The sequence below is a fragment of the Lentibacillus sp. L22 genome, assembly GCF_040812445.1.
In the GTDB taxonomy this organism is placed as follows: domain Bacteria; phylum Bacillota; class Bacilli; order Bacillales; family Amphibacillaceae; genus Lentibacillus_C; species Lentibacillus_C daqui.
In genome coordinates this window covers 14,422-33,834 of record NZ_JBFNXI010000014.1, presented here as the reverse complement: position 1 = coordinate 33,834, position 19,413 = coordinate 14,422, and the positions used below count along the sequence as shown (strand labels likewise).

Here is a 19,413-nt window from a genome sequence, read left to right as displayed (position 1 = left end):
TTCCCCTACAAAAATGTAATTCACCGCAATTTGAAAGAACATGCTTCTAAGAACTGTATATTTCCCCACCCATTGGTAAAAATACCCGTATACAAAAAATGCAGGAGGTATATATCATGACAGATAAGCGTGATAATGATCAGGATCCCAAAAAGGACAATCCGGAAAATCATTCAGGTGACCAACATGATGATGTTACACATGACCCCAGTCGCCGCCGCTTTCTCAAAAACAGCGGGATGGTAGCTGGCGGTGTGATTGGCGGGGGATTACTTGGCGGCTTTTTGACTAATCAGTTCACATCAAACGAAGAAGCGAAAACACCAAAAACACAATCAAAGAAAGAAAATACAGCTGACTATCAAAACGCGCGGCAATTTTTCCATCGCATCGGGGACTTCACGGTATTGGAAGCGGCCGTCGAACGAATTTATCCCAAGGATGATAATGGGCCGGGTGCAATCGAGCTTGGTGTACCCTATTTTATTGATAATCAGCTAGCCGGTCTTTGGGGCATTAACGGCAGAGATTACCGGCATCGCCCGTTTATTTATCAGAAAAAAAATCGGAGTAATGAAGGACAGGCCGATCAGTCTATGCTGGATCGCGGGCAGATTTTTCTCAATGGGTTGCGAAAAATGAATGATGAAAGTAAAAAACGCTTCGATACAACATTTGATAAGGCTGATGAAGATCAGCAAATTGAAATTTTACAGGACTTTGAACATAACAAAGTCAAGATGCAAGGTGTTTCTGCAGCTGATTTTTTCACCTTGTTACGGCAAGCAACATTAGAGGGGTGTTACGCTGACCCGCTATATGGCGGAAACAAAAACATGGACGGCTGGCGTATGAAGGAATTTCCTGGTTCCCAGCCATCGTACACTAATATTATTAGCAACGAGAAATTCGACAAAATCGAACCAATGAGCCTAAAGCAATATCAAGGACATTAATCAACATGACAAGGAGGAGAGAATATGGTCCAAAAACTCGATAAAGTGGATGCAGTTATCGTTGGCTCTGGTTGGGCAGGTGGTATTGCCGCTGCAGAACTTTCCAAAGCAGGTTACCAAGTTGTCGTGTTAGAACGCGGAGAGAACAAAAAGCAAGATGATTTTGTTGGTACCAAGGATGAATTAAAATATTCCATCCGCTATGATTTGATGCAGAAATTAAATAAGGACACCATTACCTCGAGAAGTAGTATAAACGATACAGCATTGCCCGTGCGCAACAATAGTCACGCCCGCATCGGCACAGACACTGGAGGGGCAGGTGTACATTGGAATGGCATTAGTTTCCGCTGGTTGCCATATGATTTTGAGATTTACAGTAAAACGGTGGATCGCTACGGCAAGGATAAAATCCCCAAAGATATGACCATTCAGGACTGGGGCATTACCTATGACGAATTGGAACCGTATTACGACAAATTCGAAAAAACTGCCGGTATATCCGGAGAAGAAAACCCAATCGGGCCCAAGCGTTCAGATAAATATCCGAATCCGCCGATGCAGGAGACCGCGGTTACCCGGCTGTATAAAAAAGCCGCGAAAGAACTCGGATATCATCCCTATCACATACCATCTGCCAACGTCACCAAGCAGTACACGAACCCGGACGGAGAAACCATTAACGCCTGTATGTATTGTGCATTTTGTGAGGAATATGGCTGTGACTTTGGTGCGAAGGCGGATCCGATTGTAACTGTACTTGCAACTGCCGAAAAGACTGGCAATTACGAACTGCGTAATCAATGCACTGCCACCCGGGTTACCCATAGCGGCAACCGGGCTAACGGGATCATTTATACCGATACCTCAACCGGTCAAGAATACGAGCAACCTGCTGACATTGTTGTGCTTGCCGGATTTGTTTTTACCAATAACCGGTTATTATTATTATCTGAGATTGGCGAACCATACAATCCTAAAACTGGAAAAGGTATCATCGGCAAAAACTTCACCGGCCATTTTTCCAATCTCTCTACCTATGTCGGTACCCGCGGCTTCTTTGAAGATAAAAAATTCAATTTGTATGCCGGTGCAGGTGCCCTGGGTACGACGATTGATGACTTTAGCGGTGATAATATCGACCATACCGATCTCGATTTTCTACATGGGTATGAAGTGCATTACTTCCAGACGGGAATGCGGCCGATTGCCAATAACCAAGTTCCAAAAGGTACACCAATCTGGGGGAAGGAATTTAAGAAAAATTCATTGCACTACACGAATCGCAATATCTTCCTGACCCCACAGACCGCATTTTTGCCGAATAAGAACAGCTACATGGACCTGGATCCAACGTACACCGATTATCTTGGCAATCCGCTGCTCAGAGTAACCTGTGAATACCAGGACTATGATATCAGCCGCACCCGTCACGGTATTAACACTTCCAAAAAAATCGTGGAAAAAATGGGTGCCGATATCGTGGATGTCGATGAAATTGATGATGATACGCAATTCGACCACAAATTTTATACCGATCATTTCTTCGGTGGCGCCATCATGGGTGATAGTAAGGATAATTCAGCAGTCAACACGTATTCACAGATGTGGGATATGGAAAACCTATTCGTTGTAGGCGGCTCTTCCTTCCCGCATAACAGTAATTACAATCCAACCGTTACTATCGGCGCATTCGCTTACCGTGCGACAGAGGGAATGATTCAGTATTTAAAAAATGGAGGAGGAATAGTTTCTTAGGAGAAAAGGGAATAAGTACTTTACTTGTTTGATCCATTGAATATATTTTATTGGCTTTGGGTCAGTGTATGTTACTTTTGTAAACATTCAAAAATCCCTTGACATTTAGTATCGTCACGTGTAACGTAAATATTAATAATTTAATATAATTTTTTCTTATCCAGAGAGGTGGAGGGACTGGCCCTTGGAAGCCTCGGCAGCAGACTCGGTATAGAGTACTGTGCCAATTCCAGAAGCGTCATGCTTGAAGATAAGAAGAGCGAACAACTGTGATCGTGAAACCTCTTCTTAATTCAAGAAGGGGTTTTTTGATTCCATAAAGGCCCCGCGTAAACTAGACAGAAAGGAGCGGTGTTGCAGGAATAGCTGAACCTATTGATTTTAACCATCACAAAAAAGAAAGAGGGTATATTACATGTCGATTACATTAACCAAAGCACCATTTAAAGCTGATCTTGTTGGCAGCTTGCTTCGTCCAGAAAATTTGCAGCAGGCGAGGAAGGCATACAAAGAAGGAAGCATCTCCGCTGAACAACTGCGTGAGGTAGAAACGAAGGAAATCAAGCGCATTGTTGACAAGCAGATTGAGGTCGGTTTAAAAGCCGTGAGTGACGGAGAGTTCAGACGCCGCTTCTGGCATACAGATTTCCTGGAACATTTAAATGGTGTAGAAGGCTATGTTCCTGAAACTGGATTCGTTTTTCACGGCGAGGAGGAAACGGAAAAGTATGATGTACGAAACATTGGCAAGATCTCGTTCAATCCGGACCATCCGTTTCTAAAAGACTTTTCCTTGTTTCATGACATTGTAGATGGCCGGGCAGTTGCCAAACAAACGATTCCAAGTCCTAACCAATTATTCAATCCCGGTATTCGCGATGAAAGTATCTATCCGGATATAGAGGAATATGCAGATGATATTATTCAAACCTACCGGGATGCATTACGGGCGTTTTATGATGCTGGTGTACGATACTTACAATTTGACGATGTGTATATTGCCGGTCTTTCGTCACCCGATATTCCGTTCAATGACGGTACATTTAATCGAGAACAATTAATTGATTTGGCATTGCGGGTTGTTAACGGCGTACTGGAAGGAAAACCGGATGATTTGTATGTGACAACCCATCTCTGTCGCGGTAATTATCGATCTAACTGGGCATTTGCAGGAAGTTATAAACGGATTGCACCCACATTATTTGCCAAAGAAAATGTCAATGGATTCTTTTTAGAGTATGACGATGATCGTTCCGGTGATTTCAAACCATTGGAATATATCCCAAATGGAGGGGCACAGGTTGTACTTGGCCTGGTCACTTCCAAATCTGGTGAGCTGGAAGATAAGGAAAAGATTAAAGCACGAATCGAGGAAGCATCACAATATGTACCGCTTGAACAACTAGCTCTAAGTACACAATGCGGATTTGCCTCAACTCATCATGGAAATAAATTAACTGAGGAAGATCAATGGAGGAAGCTGAAGTTTATTGTCGAGATCGCCAATGAAGTATGGGGTTTTTGATCATTGGTACAATCTCGAAATGTCTTCGGTTAAGGATATTCAAGGGTCTCTGTAGTGTTGTGGGGATAGTCTGGATTTTTATTAGGAACTTCCTAATGGAGGAGTTCCTTTTTTATTGAAAACATGCAATGAGCATACAATGACTGTTTCATATTTTCAGCTATCAAAAGAAACAAAAACAAACATCCCCCCTTGATGCTTGGGGGGGATGATCCTACCAGGAACGTATTGCTCCATCGTCCAAACAACCGGGACGAATGACACCTTTGATAAAGTTTTGGCTAGTTGGCAATGACACCAGATGAGCCAGCCATTGTTCCTTTTCCTTATCTGGAATCCTGTGGACAAAACTTTCTGCAGTAACCTGAAGAATCACATCATCGTCACTAATTCCAAAGTCCAAGGACCAGCCACCGGTTTTGGAAATTCGTCCAGACGTATCGGTTCGAATGATTTTATAATCGTCCTTTTCTTTATAGGAATCTAACACAGATGCATCCAAATAGATTGGTAGTTTTTCAAGCTGTCCATCCTTTAGCGCTTTTGAGAATAGCTGTTTTATGATTGGAACGTCACTCACACGAATGGTTTCTACCGCCATTGCTTTACCTCTCAACCGGTACGCCAACCATGCTTCCCCATTCGGTCCAGGAGCCGTCATAGTTGCGGACGTTGTCAAAGCCAAGTAACTCGTGAAGGGCAAACCATGTGTGAGCAGAACGTTCACCAATTCGGCAATAGGTGATAACATCTTTATCGGAAGTAATTCCTTTTGTTCCATATAATTCTTTTAATTCCTCTGGAGATTTAAACGTACCATCCTCATTCGTAGCTTGTTTCCATGGCACATTGGCAGCTCCTGGTATATGTCCACCGCGTTGAGCTGTTTCGGTCATTCCTGGTGGCGCAATAACTTCACCGCTAAATTCTTGTGGACTGCGGACATCTACAAGCGCTACGTTGCCATCCTTTACTGCAGCTAATACTTCAGGTTGAAGCGCACGAACAGACAGATCTGGATTTTTCGCCTCATATTTTACAGGGGTTACATTAGGTTCAGTTGTTACATATGGGCGTTCTTCAAGCTCCCATTTTACCCGGCCGCCATCCAATAATTTGACTTGTTCGTGACCAAAAATTTTCAACTGCCAGTATGCATATGCTGCGAACCAGTTGTTATTATCACCGTACAATACAATTAATGTGTCAGGGGTGATGCCAGAGTTTCCAAGTAATTCCTCAAACTGCTCTTTGTTTAAAATATCACGACGAACCTGATCATTTAACTGGGTCGTCCAGTTCCATGCGATTGCGCCTTCAATATGACCAGATTCATACGCGCTATTATCAACGTCCACTTCCACCAGTTGGACCTTGTCATCATCCTTATGTTCTGCCACCCACTCCGTTGTAACAAGTGCTTTATTCACAGTCATCAAAAAACCTCCTTTGATAAATTACTTTGCCTACAATTAAAATACCACTAAATTCATCGGAATACAATACTTGGAGTAGCATTTTTGCGAAAAGATTGAAAGGTCTCTCTGTAAACAAGAACATTTTGAAGATATTTTAATTATCTAGTGGGAGGCAATCACTGAACAATCATTTTCAAAATCTTAAATAACAACTGGTCTAGTTTCAGTTGCAGACGTTTTGGAATAGATAACGGATAACCGCTAATATCAGATGGTATGATCCATCCCTAACTTTTTCCACATTTATCACATATTCATCCCAACTTCTTCTTTTATGATAAACATGTAGCGTCGGAAATGGAAAACGGCACTTCAATACTGATAAAGAAAGTAGACGGTGAAAACATTGGAATTGTTGAGCATAAGAAGCCTAAGCCGTATGGTCGGAATCTCACTATATACGGCAGCGAATTGGATTGAGGATTTTGATGTTTATATCCCGAAAACGGAGGAAAGAGACGCCACTTATTACTACCCCGATGCTGTTGACGTGTTAAAACGTATAAAAAAATGGAAAGCCAAAAACTATGAAAATGCACAAATAAAAATCATGTTGGCCAATTACGCACTTCCAACCAATCAGAATCATGCAATGAAAGAAACACAGACAACACTGGATCATGGTAATGACAAGGAAAATATGTTAACAATCATGCAAACCATTGGAAAAACTGTATCCAACGTTACAAACCAAGAAAAAATCATCCATGAACTGCAAGAACAACAACGCAAACAACTGAAACGGATTAAAAAGTTGGAAAAGCAAGTTGAGGATATAAACGAGCTAAAGCAAGAGATTGCGACATTAAAACGGGAAATTGCATCCAATAATTATGAGACGAGCAAAGCATCATTTGCGCGCTTGTTTCATTAATGCTTATTGATGAATGGACAATACTTAGGAGGAGAATTGAGTTGTTTACACCTGACAAGAAAAAAGCCAAACCTGGTGATATTGTGGAATTCAAGAAAAACGATTTTATTATGAAGGGAGTAGTATTACCTTCTAGCTGCAAAAAAAGTATCATTGTAGATATTGAATCACTGAACAACCTGAAAAAACTACCGTTTGGATATCCGAATACGGTTGTTGCACATCATAAGTACCGGGTTGTTGATAAGAAATAATTCGCATAAACGGACAAAGGCGTAGTGACTGCCTTGTCCGTTTTTTCGATGATATGATGGACCTGGAAATAGTACTCGACTGACTATAATCGTTCCATTAAATATCTGATCGATGGCAATCCCAAACCCTCGTTCTTTCCCTATTTGAATGTTTAAGTGCTTTGTGTATATAATGACCCTAGATTATTCATTACAGAGGGGAACAGATATATGATAAAAGGTGTGATTTTTGATTTTGATGGTTTGATTTTTGATACAGAAACCGTCGAGTATAGACTGCTAAGTGATATTTTTGCCAAACATGGAGCCGAGCTGTCGCTAAAACGTTGGCAACAAGAAATCGGAACATATACAGGATTTAAGCCATTTGAATATTTGTGCGAACAAACCGGCAATAAACTGAATCAGAAGGAACTTGAAACCCAATTTAATACTTTATTCCATGAACAATTAACAAATGAAAGTGCCCGATCTGGAGTAGAGGAATATTTAAAAGAAGCAAAAACACTTGATTTGAAGGTTGGATTGGCATCAAGCTCTAACTATAAATGGGTTTCCAACCACTTGCAAAACCTAAATCTAATTGATTACTTTGATTGCATTAAAACGTCAGATGATGTGGAACATGTCAAGCCGGACCCGGAATTATATTTACAAGCCGCCAGCTGTTTAGGGTTGGAAGTTGGTGAATGTCTCGTTTTTGAGGATTCGGCAAATGGAGCAATCGCCGCAAAAAAAGCAGGCATGAGCTGCGTCATCGTACCTAATGAAGTAACCGAAGCCATGGAATTCTGCCAGGTAGAACACCGAATAACATCGATGTCAGACATTACTTTAAAAGAATTATTGGAAACTATTACTGCATAATGGGCAAATTAAAAAACTGTCGATATTTCCCGGGAAATGATGAACTTTCCCAGGAAATATCGACACGAATAAGTTCGCATTATATGGTTGTCCTCGCAGAATACCATAAAAAAGAAAAGGCCTCGAATTATCGAAGCACTTCCCACCAAATCTCCCTCACACCACTATAAACAGCCATTACCTCACCCCGAGGCATCTCTTTTTGCCTCCAACACCGACGTGATCGCTTCCTTGATTTCCTCATATCCGGTACACCGGCAGATATTGGATTGCAACCAATTTTTAATTTGATAATCATCGGCATTAGGATGAAGTTCAGCCAATGCATAACAGTTCATTAAAAATCCTGACGTACAGTATCCGCATTGAAAGGCGAATTTCTCGATAAATGCTTGCTGAATCGGGGTATCTTTCAATCCCTCAATCGTTGTGATGTGATGGCCAACCGCTTCAACAGTCAACATCAAACAAGATTTCATGGGTCTGCCATCAACAAGGATCGTACAAGCCCCGCAATCGCCATTCTCACAACCGGGTTTGGTTCCTGTCAATCCAAGTTCATCCCGCAATGTGTTTAACAACGTATCCGCAGGCCTAACGTGAACGCTTTTTGTTTCATTATTAATCGTTAATTCAACCGTTACCTTCATCGCCCGTTGCCATCCCCTTTCAACTCCAATAGCGATTCTTCCAATACATGACGTAACACAAACGCTCGATAGGCTGCGGATCCGTATATATCATCCAGGAGTGGTGCGGGGAGCTGGCTGATCGCCTCGGTAATCCGCTTCTCCAGCGACTGGTCTGACCTATTTAGGGTTTCCTCCACATCACTTGAACGAAACGGAAATTCACACAAACCACTAAACGCAAATCGTACCTGACCTTCTTTCTGTATTCCGGAAACAGTAAACAGGGGATACCCAATTCGGCCAATTCTAGTCATTTTTTTACTGACAAACGGCAAATCAATCCATTGCTTATCTACCAGGATCTGGACAATAAATGAACCGGGATCGAGATTTACCTGTTGATCAAACGTTTGATTAATCGGAATTTGCTTCACTCCTGATTTCCCAGCAACTACTAAATCACAGTCAGTTAATAATAACGGTAAGATTGCTTCCTTATATTTAATGTTTCCACAAATATTGCCGCCGATTGTAATCTTTTCTCGTGACGTGTGATCAGCTATCCGGCTGCAGTTTTTCCTCAATAATGGAAAAATGCGCAGTTCCTCCAGTTGCGCCAGAGGAATGGCCGAACCAATCACCAAGTGGTCATCCTGGAATTCCAAAACGGAGCATTCCGGGATAGTCTTCAGATCTATCACAGCTCTTGTATCCATGTAATCCTTATTCATACGCATCATGGTGATAATTTCTGTTCCACCATTGAAAAAGATGGGCGATTTTCCCTCATTGCGTAATCTCTGGAACATCCCGACAGCCTCTGTTATAGAAAAAGCCTGATAATATTCAAAATCTACCGCAATCAAAGGTTCCCCGCCTCCTTTTTCTGCTGCCAAATGTATTCCGGAACAAGTGGCAATTGATTCAATGGAACTCCTGCAGCTGCCGACAAACTATTCCCCAGTGCTGCCGGCATGCCAATGATTCCATGTTCCGCAACCGGCCGCGCACCATATGGGGCATCGAGCTGTGGAGTATCCAAAAACTCCACGATATATTCGGGTTGTTCCTCGTAGCGTAAGGTTTTGTACGTGCGAAATTGGTTCGTTTCGATGTTGCCATTGTCATTAACCACGATTTGTTCACGATTGGCCCAGCTTAATCCCATGATCATCGAACCGGTCACTTGTCCACGGGCACCTTTTGGGTTCAATATTTTTCCGGCATCAATGACCGATACTGCCTTACTGATTTTATAGGAAAATGTTTTCGTATCAAACTCTACTTCTACTGCCTGTGCACCAACCGTCCAAGCGGGTCCGGGAATCCCTTGTCCCGTTTGCTGATTGACTTTGGTTAGGTGGTTCATAATGAAGCCGCCACGTCCAACCACCATGCCGCCAACCGCGTTTCCATTATCATATTTATACCCATGGGCCACATCTTTCACATTCACATTGATGTCCGGGTTACTTTTTACAAACACCCTGGCTTCTGCGACATCAAGATCCTCTGGCTTGCAACGTAAAGCGTGGGATGCGATGATTTTTAATTGCCGTTTCACATCCTCGGCTGCCTCTAACACCGCGTTACCGACCATGTATATTGCCGTACTTGCTACTGTTTTCCAATGGCATGGGCTTGTCTGGGTATCAACCTCCATCATGACATGGATTTTACTTTCATCTACCTGCATACTTTCCGCAAGCAATTGGGTTAACGTGGTTTTGGTTCCTTGACCAATTTCCACAACACCAACATTCAAATTCATGCTGCCATCCTCGTTAAAGGTAATGATTGCACCAGCTGTTGCATCTGTTGGGGACATGGAGGTTTTCCATAAACAACTGACCCCTTTTGCCCTCACCATACGGTCAGATACCGGAACAACCTGCCCTTCTTCCCAATTGATTAATTGCTTGACACGCTCTAAGCATTTGGCCGTATTACCGATATTACTTTTTGTCAAGGGTGCTTGGGTCGGTGTGGTATCGCCTGGTTTGATCATATTCATCATTCTTAATTCAATGGGGTCGATGTGTAATTTTTCTGCAAGCATATCTAAGGCACGATCAATAGCAAATGCGAGTTCTCCATGCCCATACCCCCTGCTTGACGTGGAATAAGGATGATTCGTGTAGACACATAAGGAGTCACACCATACATGATCAATCTTGTAAGGACCTGTACAATTCAATGCCGCAGTGGTAGTAATGTCGGACGCTTCATCGACATATGCACCTGAGTCAAATAAAAAGGTAATTTCCGCCATCATTAATTTTCCCGTTTGCTTTGCCCCAAGTTTCACATTGGCGCTCATGCCAATACGTACAGGAGAACTGATCAAATCTTCCTCTCTTGTGTTTGCAATTTTCACCAACTTACCGCCAACCGCCTTAGAAGCTACATATGCAATAAATTCTAGCTGAATCGCAGCCTTCCCACCGAATCCGCCCCCTACCAATGGCGTGTGAACAACCACTTTATCTTCATTTAAGGAAAAATATTTACTAATATCCTGTTTCACCATAAACGGCGCCTGACTGGATGTATGGATATGCACTTCCCCGTTTGGTAAAATTTCCGCGCGAACGGTACGCGTTTCCATTGCCGCATGATCCGTTTGCGGCAGGGATACTTCTGTTTCAACTGTCACCTCACTTAGGTCCCGTCCCTCATCAATATCACCTTTGCGAACCTTGACATGATTTGATATATTACGATCTGGATCCGGCCTGACCTCTTTTCCCCTTGTATAGTGCATCAATTCTTCATGAACGTACGGGCGCATTCCCGCGACTGCTTCCTGAACCGAATTAATGACCGGATAGGGTTCATACGCCACCTGAATTTTCGTACAGGCAAGTTGTGCTTCATGCTCACTATCCGCTACAACAACAGCAACCGGCTCGCCAAAATAGCGGACTTTTCCCAATGCCAAAATAGGGCGATCCGCAATGGCCGATCCCGTCAAAACCGGATAATCCTCGCCAATTACAACTGCCCGCACACCAGGACATTTTTTTGCTTCTGTTATATTGATTGATTTTATCTTTGCATGAGCATAAGGACTTGTCAGTAATTTGGCATGCAACATCCCCGACGCTGAAAAATCACCCGTATATTGCGCCCTACCGGTAACCTTGTTGACACCCTCTTTTCTTTTTACACTCTTTCCAATCATCGTTGCAATACTCCCTTTTGACAAATATTCATTAACCAATTTCATTATTTGTCAAAACAAAGAAACTATACCCGGGTTAAAAGCGTGACACGGGGATTTGGTTGAAGTGAATGGAATGGATCCATTAAGAGGTATAGACTATCGACCGGCTGTATGGACCTAAGCGCGGATATTAACCCAGAATTATATTTTTAAAAAGGCATGTATCCAGTTAAATAGGGCAAGTTATAGTACATATATAAAAGGGAACACCAAAATGAGCGGATTTGTAACAGCTAGTTGTAAGTTTTTGAGGTGATAGATTGAAACGTAAAATTGTCATTGCAATATGTCTGATATTTACCATTTTCATGGCGTTTCTGGCGGTGTATTACTTCAATAGCGGAGAAATGAAAAAAGCCTTGGTAGGTGTTGGCGGAGCAGTTTGTGGTGCCATCCCTTTGCTGTTGGCTCTGTTTTTCAAGCTCAAATTTCATCTTCCCCTCGTTATTTCTTATCTTGTTTTCTTATTTGGCTCACAGTATCTCGGTACCATCCGGGAATGGTATGGACTCGGCTGGTGGGATACATTCATTCATTTTATCAGCGGTGGAGTGCTCGCTTTTACTGCCATCGCCTTATATGAACGGCTTATTCGTCGTAATGCCGGCAATGCTATTTCACCCTGGTTTGTATTTCTGTTTATACTCGGATTCTCTGCACTCGGTGGGGTTTTATGGGAAATTTATGAGTTCACCTGTGATCAGCTCTTTCAAACGACAATGCAGGGCGGCGGTAACTTTGATACGATGACAGACCTGATTGCCGGTATGATTAGCTCATTGATCATTGCAGGCTATGCGGGGATTCGAACAAAAGTGAAGCTGAAAAGGAAGCGTCAATCAATTCCCACCAATCATAAATAGGTCATTCATATGGTCACCTTTCCAAGAAACTATTCAGGAAGTTTTGCGATAACCACAGAATGGAAAGATCATTTTGAATTTGGAAAGTGAGGAAGTACCCGGCCGCTTCCTCACAAAAAGTAACCAGATAAACTTATCAGCGATTCCCATTTTCTCCGGTTTTTTGAACATCTCCCCTAAGTAAATATTTCTCAATCGCCTTTCCAACCCCACTCTGTTCATTGGAATCCGTCACTGCCTTGGCAACATCTTTTAATTGCGGTATTGCATTTCCCATTGCCACACCAAAACCGGCAGCCCTGATTAATGGGAAATCATTCCAATTATCCCCAATAGCCATCACTTCTTCCATCTTTATTCCCACATGCTCGCAAACCTTTCTGACACCTGTTGCTTTTGATTTTCCCTTCACCCCAACCTCAATAACATTTAGAGCGGAACTAGTCATGCTAAGCCCATGTAGACTGCAAATTCGCTTTTTCACTCTATCCAAAACCTGTACATACGGATCCCGAATACCAAACTTCAACCAGTTCCTGGAGCCCATTTTTTCCGTCCAATGGTGGCGTCGAACGAGACCGTTTACGTCGCATCCCCAATAATCCGCTCCATAATGTTCGGCAATCTCCTTCAATGTACGTATATCTTTTCTTGGAATAATTGATCGTTCCAGCAACTCACCCGATCTCCCCCAGACCTCACCGCCATTTACTAACACCATGGGAGTATGTAAACCTAACTCTTTTCTAAATGCTCTCACAGACTGTCTCCCCCGGCCACTGGCTATAATAACCATAACCCCCGCATCGGTCGCCCGCCCTATCCATTTCCTATCTGTCGGTGAAATCCGCTTATCATCAGTAAGTAGTGTACCATCCAAATCCAGCGCCAATAAACGATATGGAACCATCGAATCACCACCTATACGTTGTAACAAAAACCATCTATTGATTATATGCTCGCTACAGATCATTTACGACCTTTGATATAGAATTCTCCAGATTAATAATGACCAGAGCGCAAAGTCGATCGAGGCGTATGAAAGTTGAGCGACTCTGGCTTAAAGTTGATCGAGAATACATGAAAGTTGAGCGACTCATGCCCAAAGTTGATCGAGAACACATAAAAGTTGAGCGACTCATGCCCAAAGTTGATCGAGAACACATAAAAGTTGATCGGCCTAGATGCAACCAAAATCGATCGAGTCAAACACTTGCTCCTATAAAAGAACTTTGTGGATCATATTTTTTGATCATAGTTAATATGCTGGAAAGATAACAGCAAAATGACATCCGCAATTATTTTCCAAAGGATACAGGCGGTTCATCCAAGGAGGTGAAAATATGCTCATCCGACAAAATTATTACGATCACAAACGGCAGCAAATCCAGCAACTTGTATTGGAAATTCTGGATAATCTGCAACAAATGATGGTGCAGTTTGATGCGTATTTGCTCAAACCGACAAGCGAAAACAAAGCGTTTATTTTTGAAATTGAGAATGAGATAGATACTGATGAAAAGAAGATTGAAAAATACATCCTTGAAATAATTTCGCTGGAACAACTGAACACATCGGAAATTAAATGGTTATTCTCGGTAAGCCGGATTATTCGCGAACTGGAGCGAATTGGCGATCAGTTAACCAATATCGTAACAATCAGTGATGTGATTGATACCAACATTCTCCGGCCTATGATCCGGTCTTTTTTTGATTACGAAAAAGATATGATATCGTGGCTCACCGCAGGCATTCAAGACAATAATGCCGAAAAGCTTCAATCCGTCATTACACACGATGCATATGTGAATCACCTAAATAAACAGACATACAAAGGTTTGGTTCATTTGATTAATGAAGAGAAGCAGTTGACTGAAAGTAAGTTAAAAATGGTAATTGTCAGCCGTTTTCTGGAACGAATCGGCGACCATCTGGTGAATGCAGCGCGGACGTATAAGGATGCGATTGAGGTTTACCAATGAATTAGTGTACATCATGGTTGTTGGGTGGGGGATGAACAACATAAGAGCGGTGGAGGGTACACCAATCGTGGGACAGGAACTTGTCAAGTCGGGAGAGAGTCTTGCTAACCCGGGAGACAAATACGTTATGTCGGGACACAAGGTCGTCTACTCGGGAGAAAACCCCGTTATGTCGGGACACAAGGTCGTCCACTCGGGAGAAAACCATGCTATGTCGGGACACAAACTCACTTACTCGGGAGACAACGCTGCTAAATCCGAAATAACACACAATCCAACACCAGATACCTCCCATCTGCTACCAAATAAAACTCATTCGACACCCCCGCCCTACAACAAACGCACAATAAAATAGAAAGAGGAATCCTTATGCTTACATGTATATTAGGCTTTTTTGGTGGCTTGGGAATTTTCCTTTATGGTACGCACCTGCTCAGCAACGGCCTGCAAAAGGTGGGCGCATCCAAAATGCGAAAATCCCTTGCTGCCATGACTAATACTCGATGGAAAGGCATTTTAAGCGGAATTAGTGTGACATTTTTCTTACAAAGCAGCACCGTTACGAACATTCTTGTCGTTGGACTAGTGAGCAGCTCCATCATTACCCTGTCGCAAGCATTCGGCATTGTGCTTGGATCAGCGATAGGAACGACGCTTACTGTGCAGATTTTAACGTTTGATGTGGCACGCTATGCATCGATTTTCATTTTTCTTGGTGCAGTTTTTATCATGTTTTTGAACAAGAATATATGGAAATCGATTGGCCAAATAGCACTCAGTATTGGCTTTATTTTCTTTGGGATTGGCGTCATCACATCTTCCTTGGAACCGTTAAGTGAAAAGGATGCTGTTTTACATTTTCTGGTCACTCTTTCACAAAATCCAATTCTATTTGCAATAATTGGCATGATTTTTACCGCCCTAATGCATAGCAGTGCTGCAATGATTATTATCGGGATTGCCTTTGTAACATCAGACGTACTGACCCTACCGGATGTATTACCACTCGTCCTTGGTGCCAACGTTGGGGCAACATTGCCAGTCGTCATTTCTAGCCTTGCCTCCCAACTGGAAGGAAAGAAACTTGCACTATTTTATTTTTTATTTAAAGGTATCGGTGTGGTTATCGCTATGTCATTGTTAGCCTTTATCACCGATTGGATTCATTATTTGCCTGGTAACCCAGCACGGCAGATTGCTCATTTTCATACGGCGTTTAACATTGCGATTGCCATGTTATTTTTCCCATTTCTGCCCTGGATTGCGACATTGTTTAAACGGTTTTTCCCGCAACAGCAAACTGCAACTGCACCCAATTTTCAAATCTATCTCAATGAGAGCTTATTGACTGTACCCGAGGAGGCTTTGATTAGTAGTAAACAGGAAATTTTCCGGTTGGCTGACATGGTTCGGGAAAATATGATTAATCAGTTGAAAGGTTATATCGACGGCACGGTTACGAAAGACGACATCGATCGGGTCGAACAAGCGATTGATGCTTCCTACATCAAAATACAGCAATATTTACTAAAAGTTGGTCAGCTTGATTTGTCGAGCAGCCAGTCAAATGAGGAAGTCAAATTGTTGAACATTTTAAATGATATTGAACATATCGGGGATATTGTGATTCGGTTTATTAGCAAAGCAGAAAAAGTTAGTGAGAAAAACATTGCATTAAGTGAAAAAGACCAGGGACAACTAACCGAATTGCTTGGATATATTGAACAATCCTATACTGATTCATTACAGGCATTTAAGGAAGACGATCTAAAAAAGGCGCGAAAGAATATCCAATCCCAGTCGGCCGTCAACCAGTTTGAAAAAGATGCCAAATTTGAGCACTTCAACAACCTGATCACCAAACAGGAACACAATCCGGACATCAGCGCCGTCTACCTGGATATCATCAACCAGCTCATGCAAGTTTACCATCACACCATGAACATCTCGCGCACCGTACTTGGTTTGATTTAGGGAGAGTGGCTATTCCGATGACATCTCCAACTAATACTATCTATATCATGATTGCCTAGAAATAATTCTCCCACATTCTTGCAAAATTCAAGCATGTTTTGATTCAACCTTTTCAAAACATGCTTCTTCATTTGCCTTTCATCCGTAAATAATTCTACATTTTCAGAAACTACTACCCAGCCTCATTACCCACCTGAACAATTAATTTTAGTTAAAAATACCTATGTAAACCGTGAAACATACGACAATCGCATACATGGAAAGGAAATTAATTATCAGATATAATGATTTAATAGTTTCCAATGTTGCCCCTGCCCAGTTAACAAATAATTTCTGTATAAATTCAATAGATCATCTAACTCCTGGCTGCATTTCACTGTCTCTTCATGGGTAAATCCCTTTTCATAAGCTAAATCAATCATTTGTCTTCTTTTTATATGGATTGACTCCTGTAAATTTTTATGTATATACAATTAAAATACCCCCAACCCATGATATATATTATTTAGTTTATAGGACTTTAGTATGAAAGTAAACACATTCCATACTAAATTACCAAAAGCTTCATTATTACATTTTCATTACAATTGAGTTATGACGATATAATCTTTCTGAAATTTTGATACAATGGGGACATATCTACTATCAGGGGGTGGCTTGATGGAACCAGTCATCTTGTATATAAAATTATCCAAGGAGTTCGAAAGCAAATTAAATAGAAAGCTTACAAATAATGAAGAAGAATTCCTTAAATGGATTGTCCAGGAAAAACGTAATGAAGAAAAATCGACAGTATCTTGTTAAGTTCTGTCCCAGAGCCACTAAAATAAAAAATTGGATGCCCATGGGTTGAAGGTGGGCATCCATCGAAAAACAAAACTCCAAACCTGTGTTCAATGTTATTTACCCATTGAATATGGTAATTAAACATAAGGAACATTATTTATTCCACGCCATAAGCATGTGCCTTTAGAGATTGTGATGCAGTTTTTAAAGCGATTATGTTAAAAAACAAAATTCAAAAGTGAAAGCATAAATAAATGACATTCATTCTCAGTAATAAAATACGATATGCTCCCCCCTATCCAATCATCCATCATCAGAAACCGTGCCCCTGTCCCAAAAATGTGATAGACTTAATATAACAATCATTCGCAGTAAAAGGAGAACAACATGACCTACCAGGTACTTTTTCTCGACATCGATGGGACGATATTAAAACCAGACCATACCTACACGGCATCAACCAAAGATGCGATTACCCAGCTTAAAGAAAAGGGCATTGAGGTTTTTCTCGCAACCGGAAGACCAATCCATGAACTTTCTGAGCTGGCCGATGAACTTGGTATTACCTCATTTATTGGTTACAACGGTGCACACGCCATCTACAAAAACCAGTCCATTATTGACGAGCCCATGAATCCAGATACGATTGCGACATTTTTGCAGATTGCAAGTGATCGTGGACAAGAACTCGTGTTATATACTAGCGAAAAAAATTATTATACAGCTCTGGATACACCAGAAGTCAACCAATTCATCGAAACATTCCAAATGCACAAAAACGAGCGTTTCACCAGCGAAATAATGAACCGGGTGCTTGGCGCAACCATCATTAACATGAATCCAGCGGACGTTATCCATTATGAATTTGATGCTAATATCCACCTTTCCCAAGTAAACATAACTGGTGTCGAACATTGCTATGACATTATTCGCAAAACCGTCAACAAAGGAGAAGCGGTTAAGCGTGTACTCAAACGTTTGGATATTCCCAAAGAAAGTGCGATTGCCTTTGGGGATGGGATGAATGATAAAGAAATGCTGCAAACCGTTGGAGAGGGCTTCGCTATGGGAAATGCCAGCCCAGCTTTATCGCAATATGCAAACCGCAGAACAACAACGGTGGAGAATTCCGGAATTTTTAATGGATTGAAGCAATTGGGTTTGGTTAGGTAAATAAGAAAAACGAACGTGTACATTTGTTAAAATCGTGGTATAATAACGGTAGAGATCCATAAAATAATAACGACCGCCTCATGAGACCAACATGAAGCGGCCGAATAGACTAGACCCCATCAAGAGGGTCAGGCAGCATTAAGAAAAAATAATCCCTCAGCGCCACCTGAACGCATAAGGAGTGTGCTAGGATAAAAAGGTGTATATGTTGCGACAAGGTAAAAAATACCACAGTAACACTCACTGCGGTAGACCGTCTTTCAATAAGATAAGCCGAAACTGGAATTCCAGTTTCGGCTTCTTTGTTTTTGGAAAAAGTATGTCGCTGTGATTAGATACAACTGTTGTGGAATATTTGCTGTCGATATTTCCCGGGAAATAGCTATTATTGTTGTCGATTCTTTCCCGTCAAAAAAGTTTTTCCCGTTGTTAAATATCTCCTTATATCAAATCATAAACCAAAAACCGTTCATCCAGGTCCCAGTCGTATAACCCTGGCACAATAATCTCCTGCTTCAAGGTGAACATTGTTTCACTTTCCAAAAAATCGATATATTTTTCGTCTGGATAATACAAAATGAGTTCAGCGTCCCTATCAGTTTCGGCAACCGATACCAAAATATGATCGACAACTTTCCGGAAAATCTGGATGGAAAAAGGGTTAAAAAAATAAAAATAGGTATCTTCCGGGACAATTCGATATTCTTCCGCCAGACAATTAATAAATTCAATTGGTTGCTGTTGATTTTTTGTATTATGCAAATAGCTTCTTAGATTGTCAGACGCACCTTTTAGTAAATCCTGATCCATTTCAATTCCTTTTACAGCTAATTCTTGAAAATAATGCAGATAAAAATTCAAACGACCTTTTCCGCATCCAAAATCCACTACCTGACTGCCAGCCTTTATCGAATAATTGGTAAATAATGTATCAAGTGCGTCATAGGGTGTCGGTTCATATGGGTAGTGATAAGGTGAATCGGGATATGCAACGTTCTTACTTTCTCCTGTCTTGACGTGCAGCAATTTATCATAATAGTACTCTCTGATAGATCTGGGTCTTTT

General features: G+C 41.6%; 19 protein-coding genes and 1 riboswitch. Of the genes, 11 read left to right on the top strand and 8 right to left on the bottom strand.

Annotated features, from left to right (window positions below; genetic code table 11):
- The first annotated feature begins 116 nt into the window (after positions 1-116).
- The 3 genes from ABRT01_RS08730 to ABRT01_RS08720 all read left to right on the top strand — a co-directional run bounded on the left by ABRT01_RS08730 (position 117) and on the right by ABRT01_RS08720 (position 4,239).
- Positions 117-956, top strand: coding sequence for a gluconate 2-dehydrogenase subunit 3 family protein (locus tag ABRT01_RS08730; RefSeq protein WP_367746827.1), 840 nt, complete (start codon positions 117-119; stop codon positions 954-956).
- 24 nt (positions 957-980) lie between these two features.
- Positions 981-2,714, top strand: coding sequence for a GMC family oxidoreductase (locus tag ABRT01_RS08725; protein WP_367746826.1), 1,734 nt, complete (start codon positions 981-983; stop codon positions 2,712-2,714).
- 153 nt (positions 2,715-2,867) lie between these two features.
- A riboswitch (SAM riboswitch) is annotated at positions 2,868-2,971 on the top strand.
- A 158-nt stretch (positions 2,972-3,129) separates the two neighbouring features.
- Entirely contained in the window at positions 3,130-4,239 is a 1,110-nt protein-coding gene (locus tag ABRT01_RS08720) for a 5-methyltetrahydropteroyltriglutamate--homocysteine S-methyltransferase (protein ID WP_367746825.1), read from the top strand.
- A gap of 214 nt (positions 4,240-4,453) precedes the next feature.
- Here the strand turns inward: ABRT01_RS08720 and ABRT01_RS08715 are convergent, their stop codons facing one another.
- Together ABRT01_RS08715 and ABRT01_RS08710 are read right to left on the bottom strand one after the other, a co-directional pair.
- The gene (locus ABRT01_RS08715) at positions 4,454-4,840 is read right to left on the bottom strand and encodes a hypothetical protein (protein ID WP_367746824.1); all 387 of its coding nucleotides are present in this window, start codon (positions 4,838-4,840) and stop codon (positions 4,454-4,456) included.
- Between the two features lie 4 nt (positions 4,841-4,844).
- Positions 4,845-5,675, bottom strand: a complete 831-nt coding sequence (locus ABRT01_RS08710) for a sulfurtransferase (RefSeq protein ID WP_367746823.1) — start codon at positions 5,673-5,675, stop codon at positions 4,845-4,847.
- A gap of 379 nt (positions 5,676-6,054) precedes the next feature.
- On the opposite strand from ABRT01_RS08710, the gene ABRT01_RS08705 reads away from it, so the two are divergent.
- From ABRT01_RS08705 to ABRT01_RS08695, 3 genes are all read left to right on the top strand, one after another.
- Entirely contained in the window at positions 6,055-6,591 is a 537-nt protein-coding gene (locus ABRT01_RS08705; protein WP_367746822.1) for a MerR family transcriptional regulator, read from the top strand.
- 41 nt (positions 6,592-6,632) lie between these two features.
- Complete coding sequence (locus tag ABRT01_RS08700) at positions 6,633-6,845, top strand: DUF2187 family protein (protein ID WP_367746821.1); 213 nt, start codon at positions 6,633-6,635, stop codon at positions 6,843-6,845.
- A gap of 210 nt (positions 6,846-7,055) precedes the next feature.
- Positions 7,056-7,712: an HAD family hydrolase gene (locus ABRT01_RS08695; protein ID WP_367746820.1), complete on the top strand. Its 657-nt coding sequence runs from the start codon at positions 7,056-7,058 to the stop codon at positions 7,710-7,712.
- A gap of 182 nt (positions 7,713-7,894) precedes the next feature.
- Here ABRT01_RS08695 and ABRT01_RS08690 read toward each other — a convergent pair whose 3' ends face one another.
- The 3 genes from ABRT01_RS08690 to ABRT01_RS08680 are packed head-to-tail and all read right to left on the bottom strand — an operon-like array spanning position 7,895 to position 11,528.
- Positions 7,895-8,362, bottom strand: a complete 468-nt coding sequence (locus tag ABRT01_RS08690) for a (2Fe-2S)-binding protein (protein ID WP_367746819.1) — start codon at positions 8,360-8,362, stop codon at positions 7,895-7,897.
- Positions 8,359-9,210 carry an FAD binding domain-containing protein gene (locus ABRT01_RS08685; RefSeq protein ID WP_367746818.1) on the bottom strand — a complete coding sequence of 284 codons (852 nt, stop codon included), beginning with the start codon at positions 9,208-9,210 and terminating at the stop codon, positions 8,359-8,361. Before ABRT01_RS08685 ends, ABRT01_RS08690 begins: the two co-directional genes overlap by 4 nt.
- Positions 9,207-11,528 carry a xanthine dehydrogenase family protein molybdopterin-binding subunit gene (locus tag ABRT01_RS08680; protein WP_367746817.1) on the bottom strand — a complete coding sequence of 774 codons (2,322 nt, stop codon included), beginning with the start codon at positions 11,526-11,528 and terminating at the stop codon, positions 9,207-9,209. Before ABRT01_RS08680 ends, ABRT01_RS08685 begins: the two co-directional genes overlap by 4 nt.
- A 302-nt stretch (positions 11,529-11,830) precedes the next feature.
- Here ABRT01_RS08680 and ABRT01_RS08675 point away from each other — a divergent pair, with 302 nt between their 5' ends.
- Entirely contained in the window at positions 11,831-12,433 is a 603-nt protein-coding gene (locus ABRT01_RS08675) for a DUF2238 domain-containing protein (protein WP_269410405.1), read from the top strand.
- A 136-nt stretch (positions 12,434-12,569) separates the two neighbouring features.
- Here the strand turns inward: ABRT01_RS08675 and ABRT01_RS08670 are convergent, their stop codons facing one another.
- On the bottom strand, positions 12,570-13,343 hold the full coding sequence (locus ABRT01_RS08670; RefSeq protein ID WP_269410406.1) for an HAD family hydrolase: 774 nt from the start codon (positions 13,341-13,343) through the stop codon (positions 12,570-12,572).
- Between the two features lie 433 nt (positions 13,344-13,776).
- Between ABRT01_RS08670 and ABRT01_RS08665 the strand changes: the two genes are divergently transcribed.
- Together ABRT01_RS08665 and ABRT01_RS08660 are read left to right on the top strand one after the other, a co-directional pair.
- A complete protein-coding gene (locus ABRT01_RS08665; protein ID WP_269410407.1) occupies positions 13,777-14,415 on the top strand; it encodes a phosphate signaling complex PhoU family protein in 639 nt (212 codons plus the stop codon).
- 369 nt (positions 14,416-14,784) lie between these two features.
- The gene (locus ABRT01_RS08660; protein ID WP_269410408.1) at positions 14,785-16,389 is read left to right on the top strand and encodes a Na/Pi cotransporter family protein; all 1,605 of its coding nucleotides are present in this window, start codon (positions 14,785-14,787) and stop codon (positions 16,387-16,389) included.
- A 275-nt stretch (positions 16,390-16,664) separates the two neighbouring features.
- Here ABRT01_RS08660 and ABRT01_RS08655 read toward each other — a convergent pair whose 3' ends face one another.
- Positions 16,665-16,862 carry an aspartyl-phosphate phosphatase Spo0E family protein gene (locus tag ABRT01_RS08655; RefSeq protein ID WP_269410409.1) on the bottom strand — a complete coding sequence of 66 codons (198 nt, stop codon included), beginning with the start codon at positions 16,860-16,862 and terminating at the stop codon, positions 16,665-16,667.
- Between the two features lie 187 nt (positions 16,863-17,049).
- Here ABRT01_RS08655 and ABRT01_RS08650 point away from each other — a divergent pair, with 187 nt between their 5' ends.
- Together ABRT01_RS08650 and ABRT01_RS08645 are read left to right on the top strand one after the other, a co-directional pair.
- Positions 17,050-17,193: a hypothetical protein gene (locus ABRT01_RS08650; protein ID WP_269410410.1), complete on the top strand. Its 144-nt coding sequence runs from the start codon at positions 17,050-17,052 to the stop codon at positions 17,191-17,193.
- A 369-nt stretch (positions 17,194-17,562) separates the two neighbouring features.
- Positions 17,563-18,348 (top strand): HAD family hydrolase, encoded by a 786-nt coding sequence (locus tag ABRT01_RS08645; protein WP_269410411.1) that lies wholly within the window; start codon positions 17,563-17,565, stop codon positions 18,346-18,348.
- A 441-nt stretch (positions 18,349-18,789) separates the two neighbouring features.
- Here the strand turns inward: ABRT01_RS08645 and ABRT01_RS08640 are convergent, their stop codons facing one another.
- Positions 18,790-19,398, bottom strand: coding sequence for a methionine biosynthesis protein MetW (locus ABRT01_RS08640; protein WP_269412620.1), 609 nt, complete (start codon positions 19,396-19,398; stop codon positions 18,790-18,792).
- Between the last annotated feature and the right edge of the window lie 15 nt (positions 19,399-19,413).

Bases quoted from the DNA above. Each gene is read 5' to 3' on its own strand.
- ABRT01_RS08730 (WP_367746827.1), top strand. From the start codon at position 117: ATGACAGATAAGCGTGATAATGATCAGGATCCCAAAAAGGACAATCCG.
- ABRT01_RS08725 (WP_367746826.1), top strand. From the start codon at position 981: ATGGTCCAAAAACTCGATAAAGTGGATGCAGTTATCGTTGGCTCTGGT.
- ABRT01_RS08720 (WP_367746825.1), top strand. From the start codon at position 3,130: ATGTCGATTACATTAACCAAAGCACCATTTAAAGCTGATCTTGTTGGC.
- ABRT01_RS08715 (WP_367746824.1), bottom strand. From the start codon at position 4,840: ATGGCGGTAGAAACCATTCGTGTGAGTGACGTTCCAATCATAAAACAG.
- ABRT01_RS08710 (WP_367746823.1), bottom strand. From the start codon at position 5,675: ATGACTGTGAATAAAGCACTTGTTACAACGGAGTGGGTGGCAGAACAT.
- ABRT01_RS08695 (WP_367746820.1), top strand. From the start codon at position 7,056: ATGATAAAAGGTGTGATTTTTGATTTTGATGGTTTGATTTTTGATACA.
- ABRT01_RS08690 (WP_367746819.1), bottom strand. From the start codon at position 8,362: ATGAAGGTAACGGTTGAATTAACGATTAATAATGAAACAAAAAGCGTT.
- ABRT01_RS08680 (WP_367746817.1), bottom strand. From the start codon at position 11,528: ATGATTGGAAAGAGTGTAAAAAGAAAAGAGGGTGTCAACAAGGTTACC.
- ABRT01_RS08670 (WP_269410406.1), bottom strand. From the start codon at position 13,343: ATGGTTCCATATCGTTTATTGGCGCTGGATTTGGATGGTACACTACTT.
- ABRT01_RS08665 (WP_269410407.1), top strand. From the start codon at position 13,777: ATGCTCATCCGACAAAATTATTACGATCACAAACGGCAGCAAATCCAG.
- ABRT01_RS08660 (WP_269410408.1), top strand. From the start codon at position 14,785: ATGCTTACATGTATATTAGGCTTTTTTGGTGGCTTGGGAATTTTCCTT.
- ABRT01_RS08650 (WP_269410410.1), top strand. From the start codon at position 17,050: ATGGAACCAGTCATCTTGTATATAAAATTATCCAAGGAGTTCGAAAGC.
- ABRT01_RS08645 (WP_269410411.1), top strand. From the start codon at position 17,563: ATGACCTACCAGGTACTTTTTCTCGACATCGATGGGACGATATTAAAA.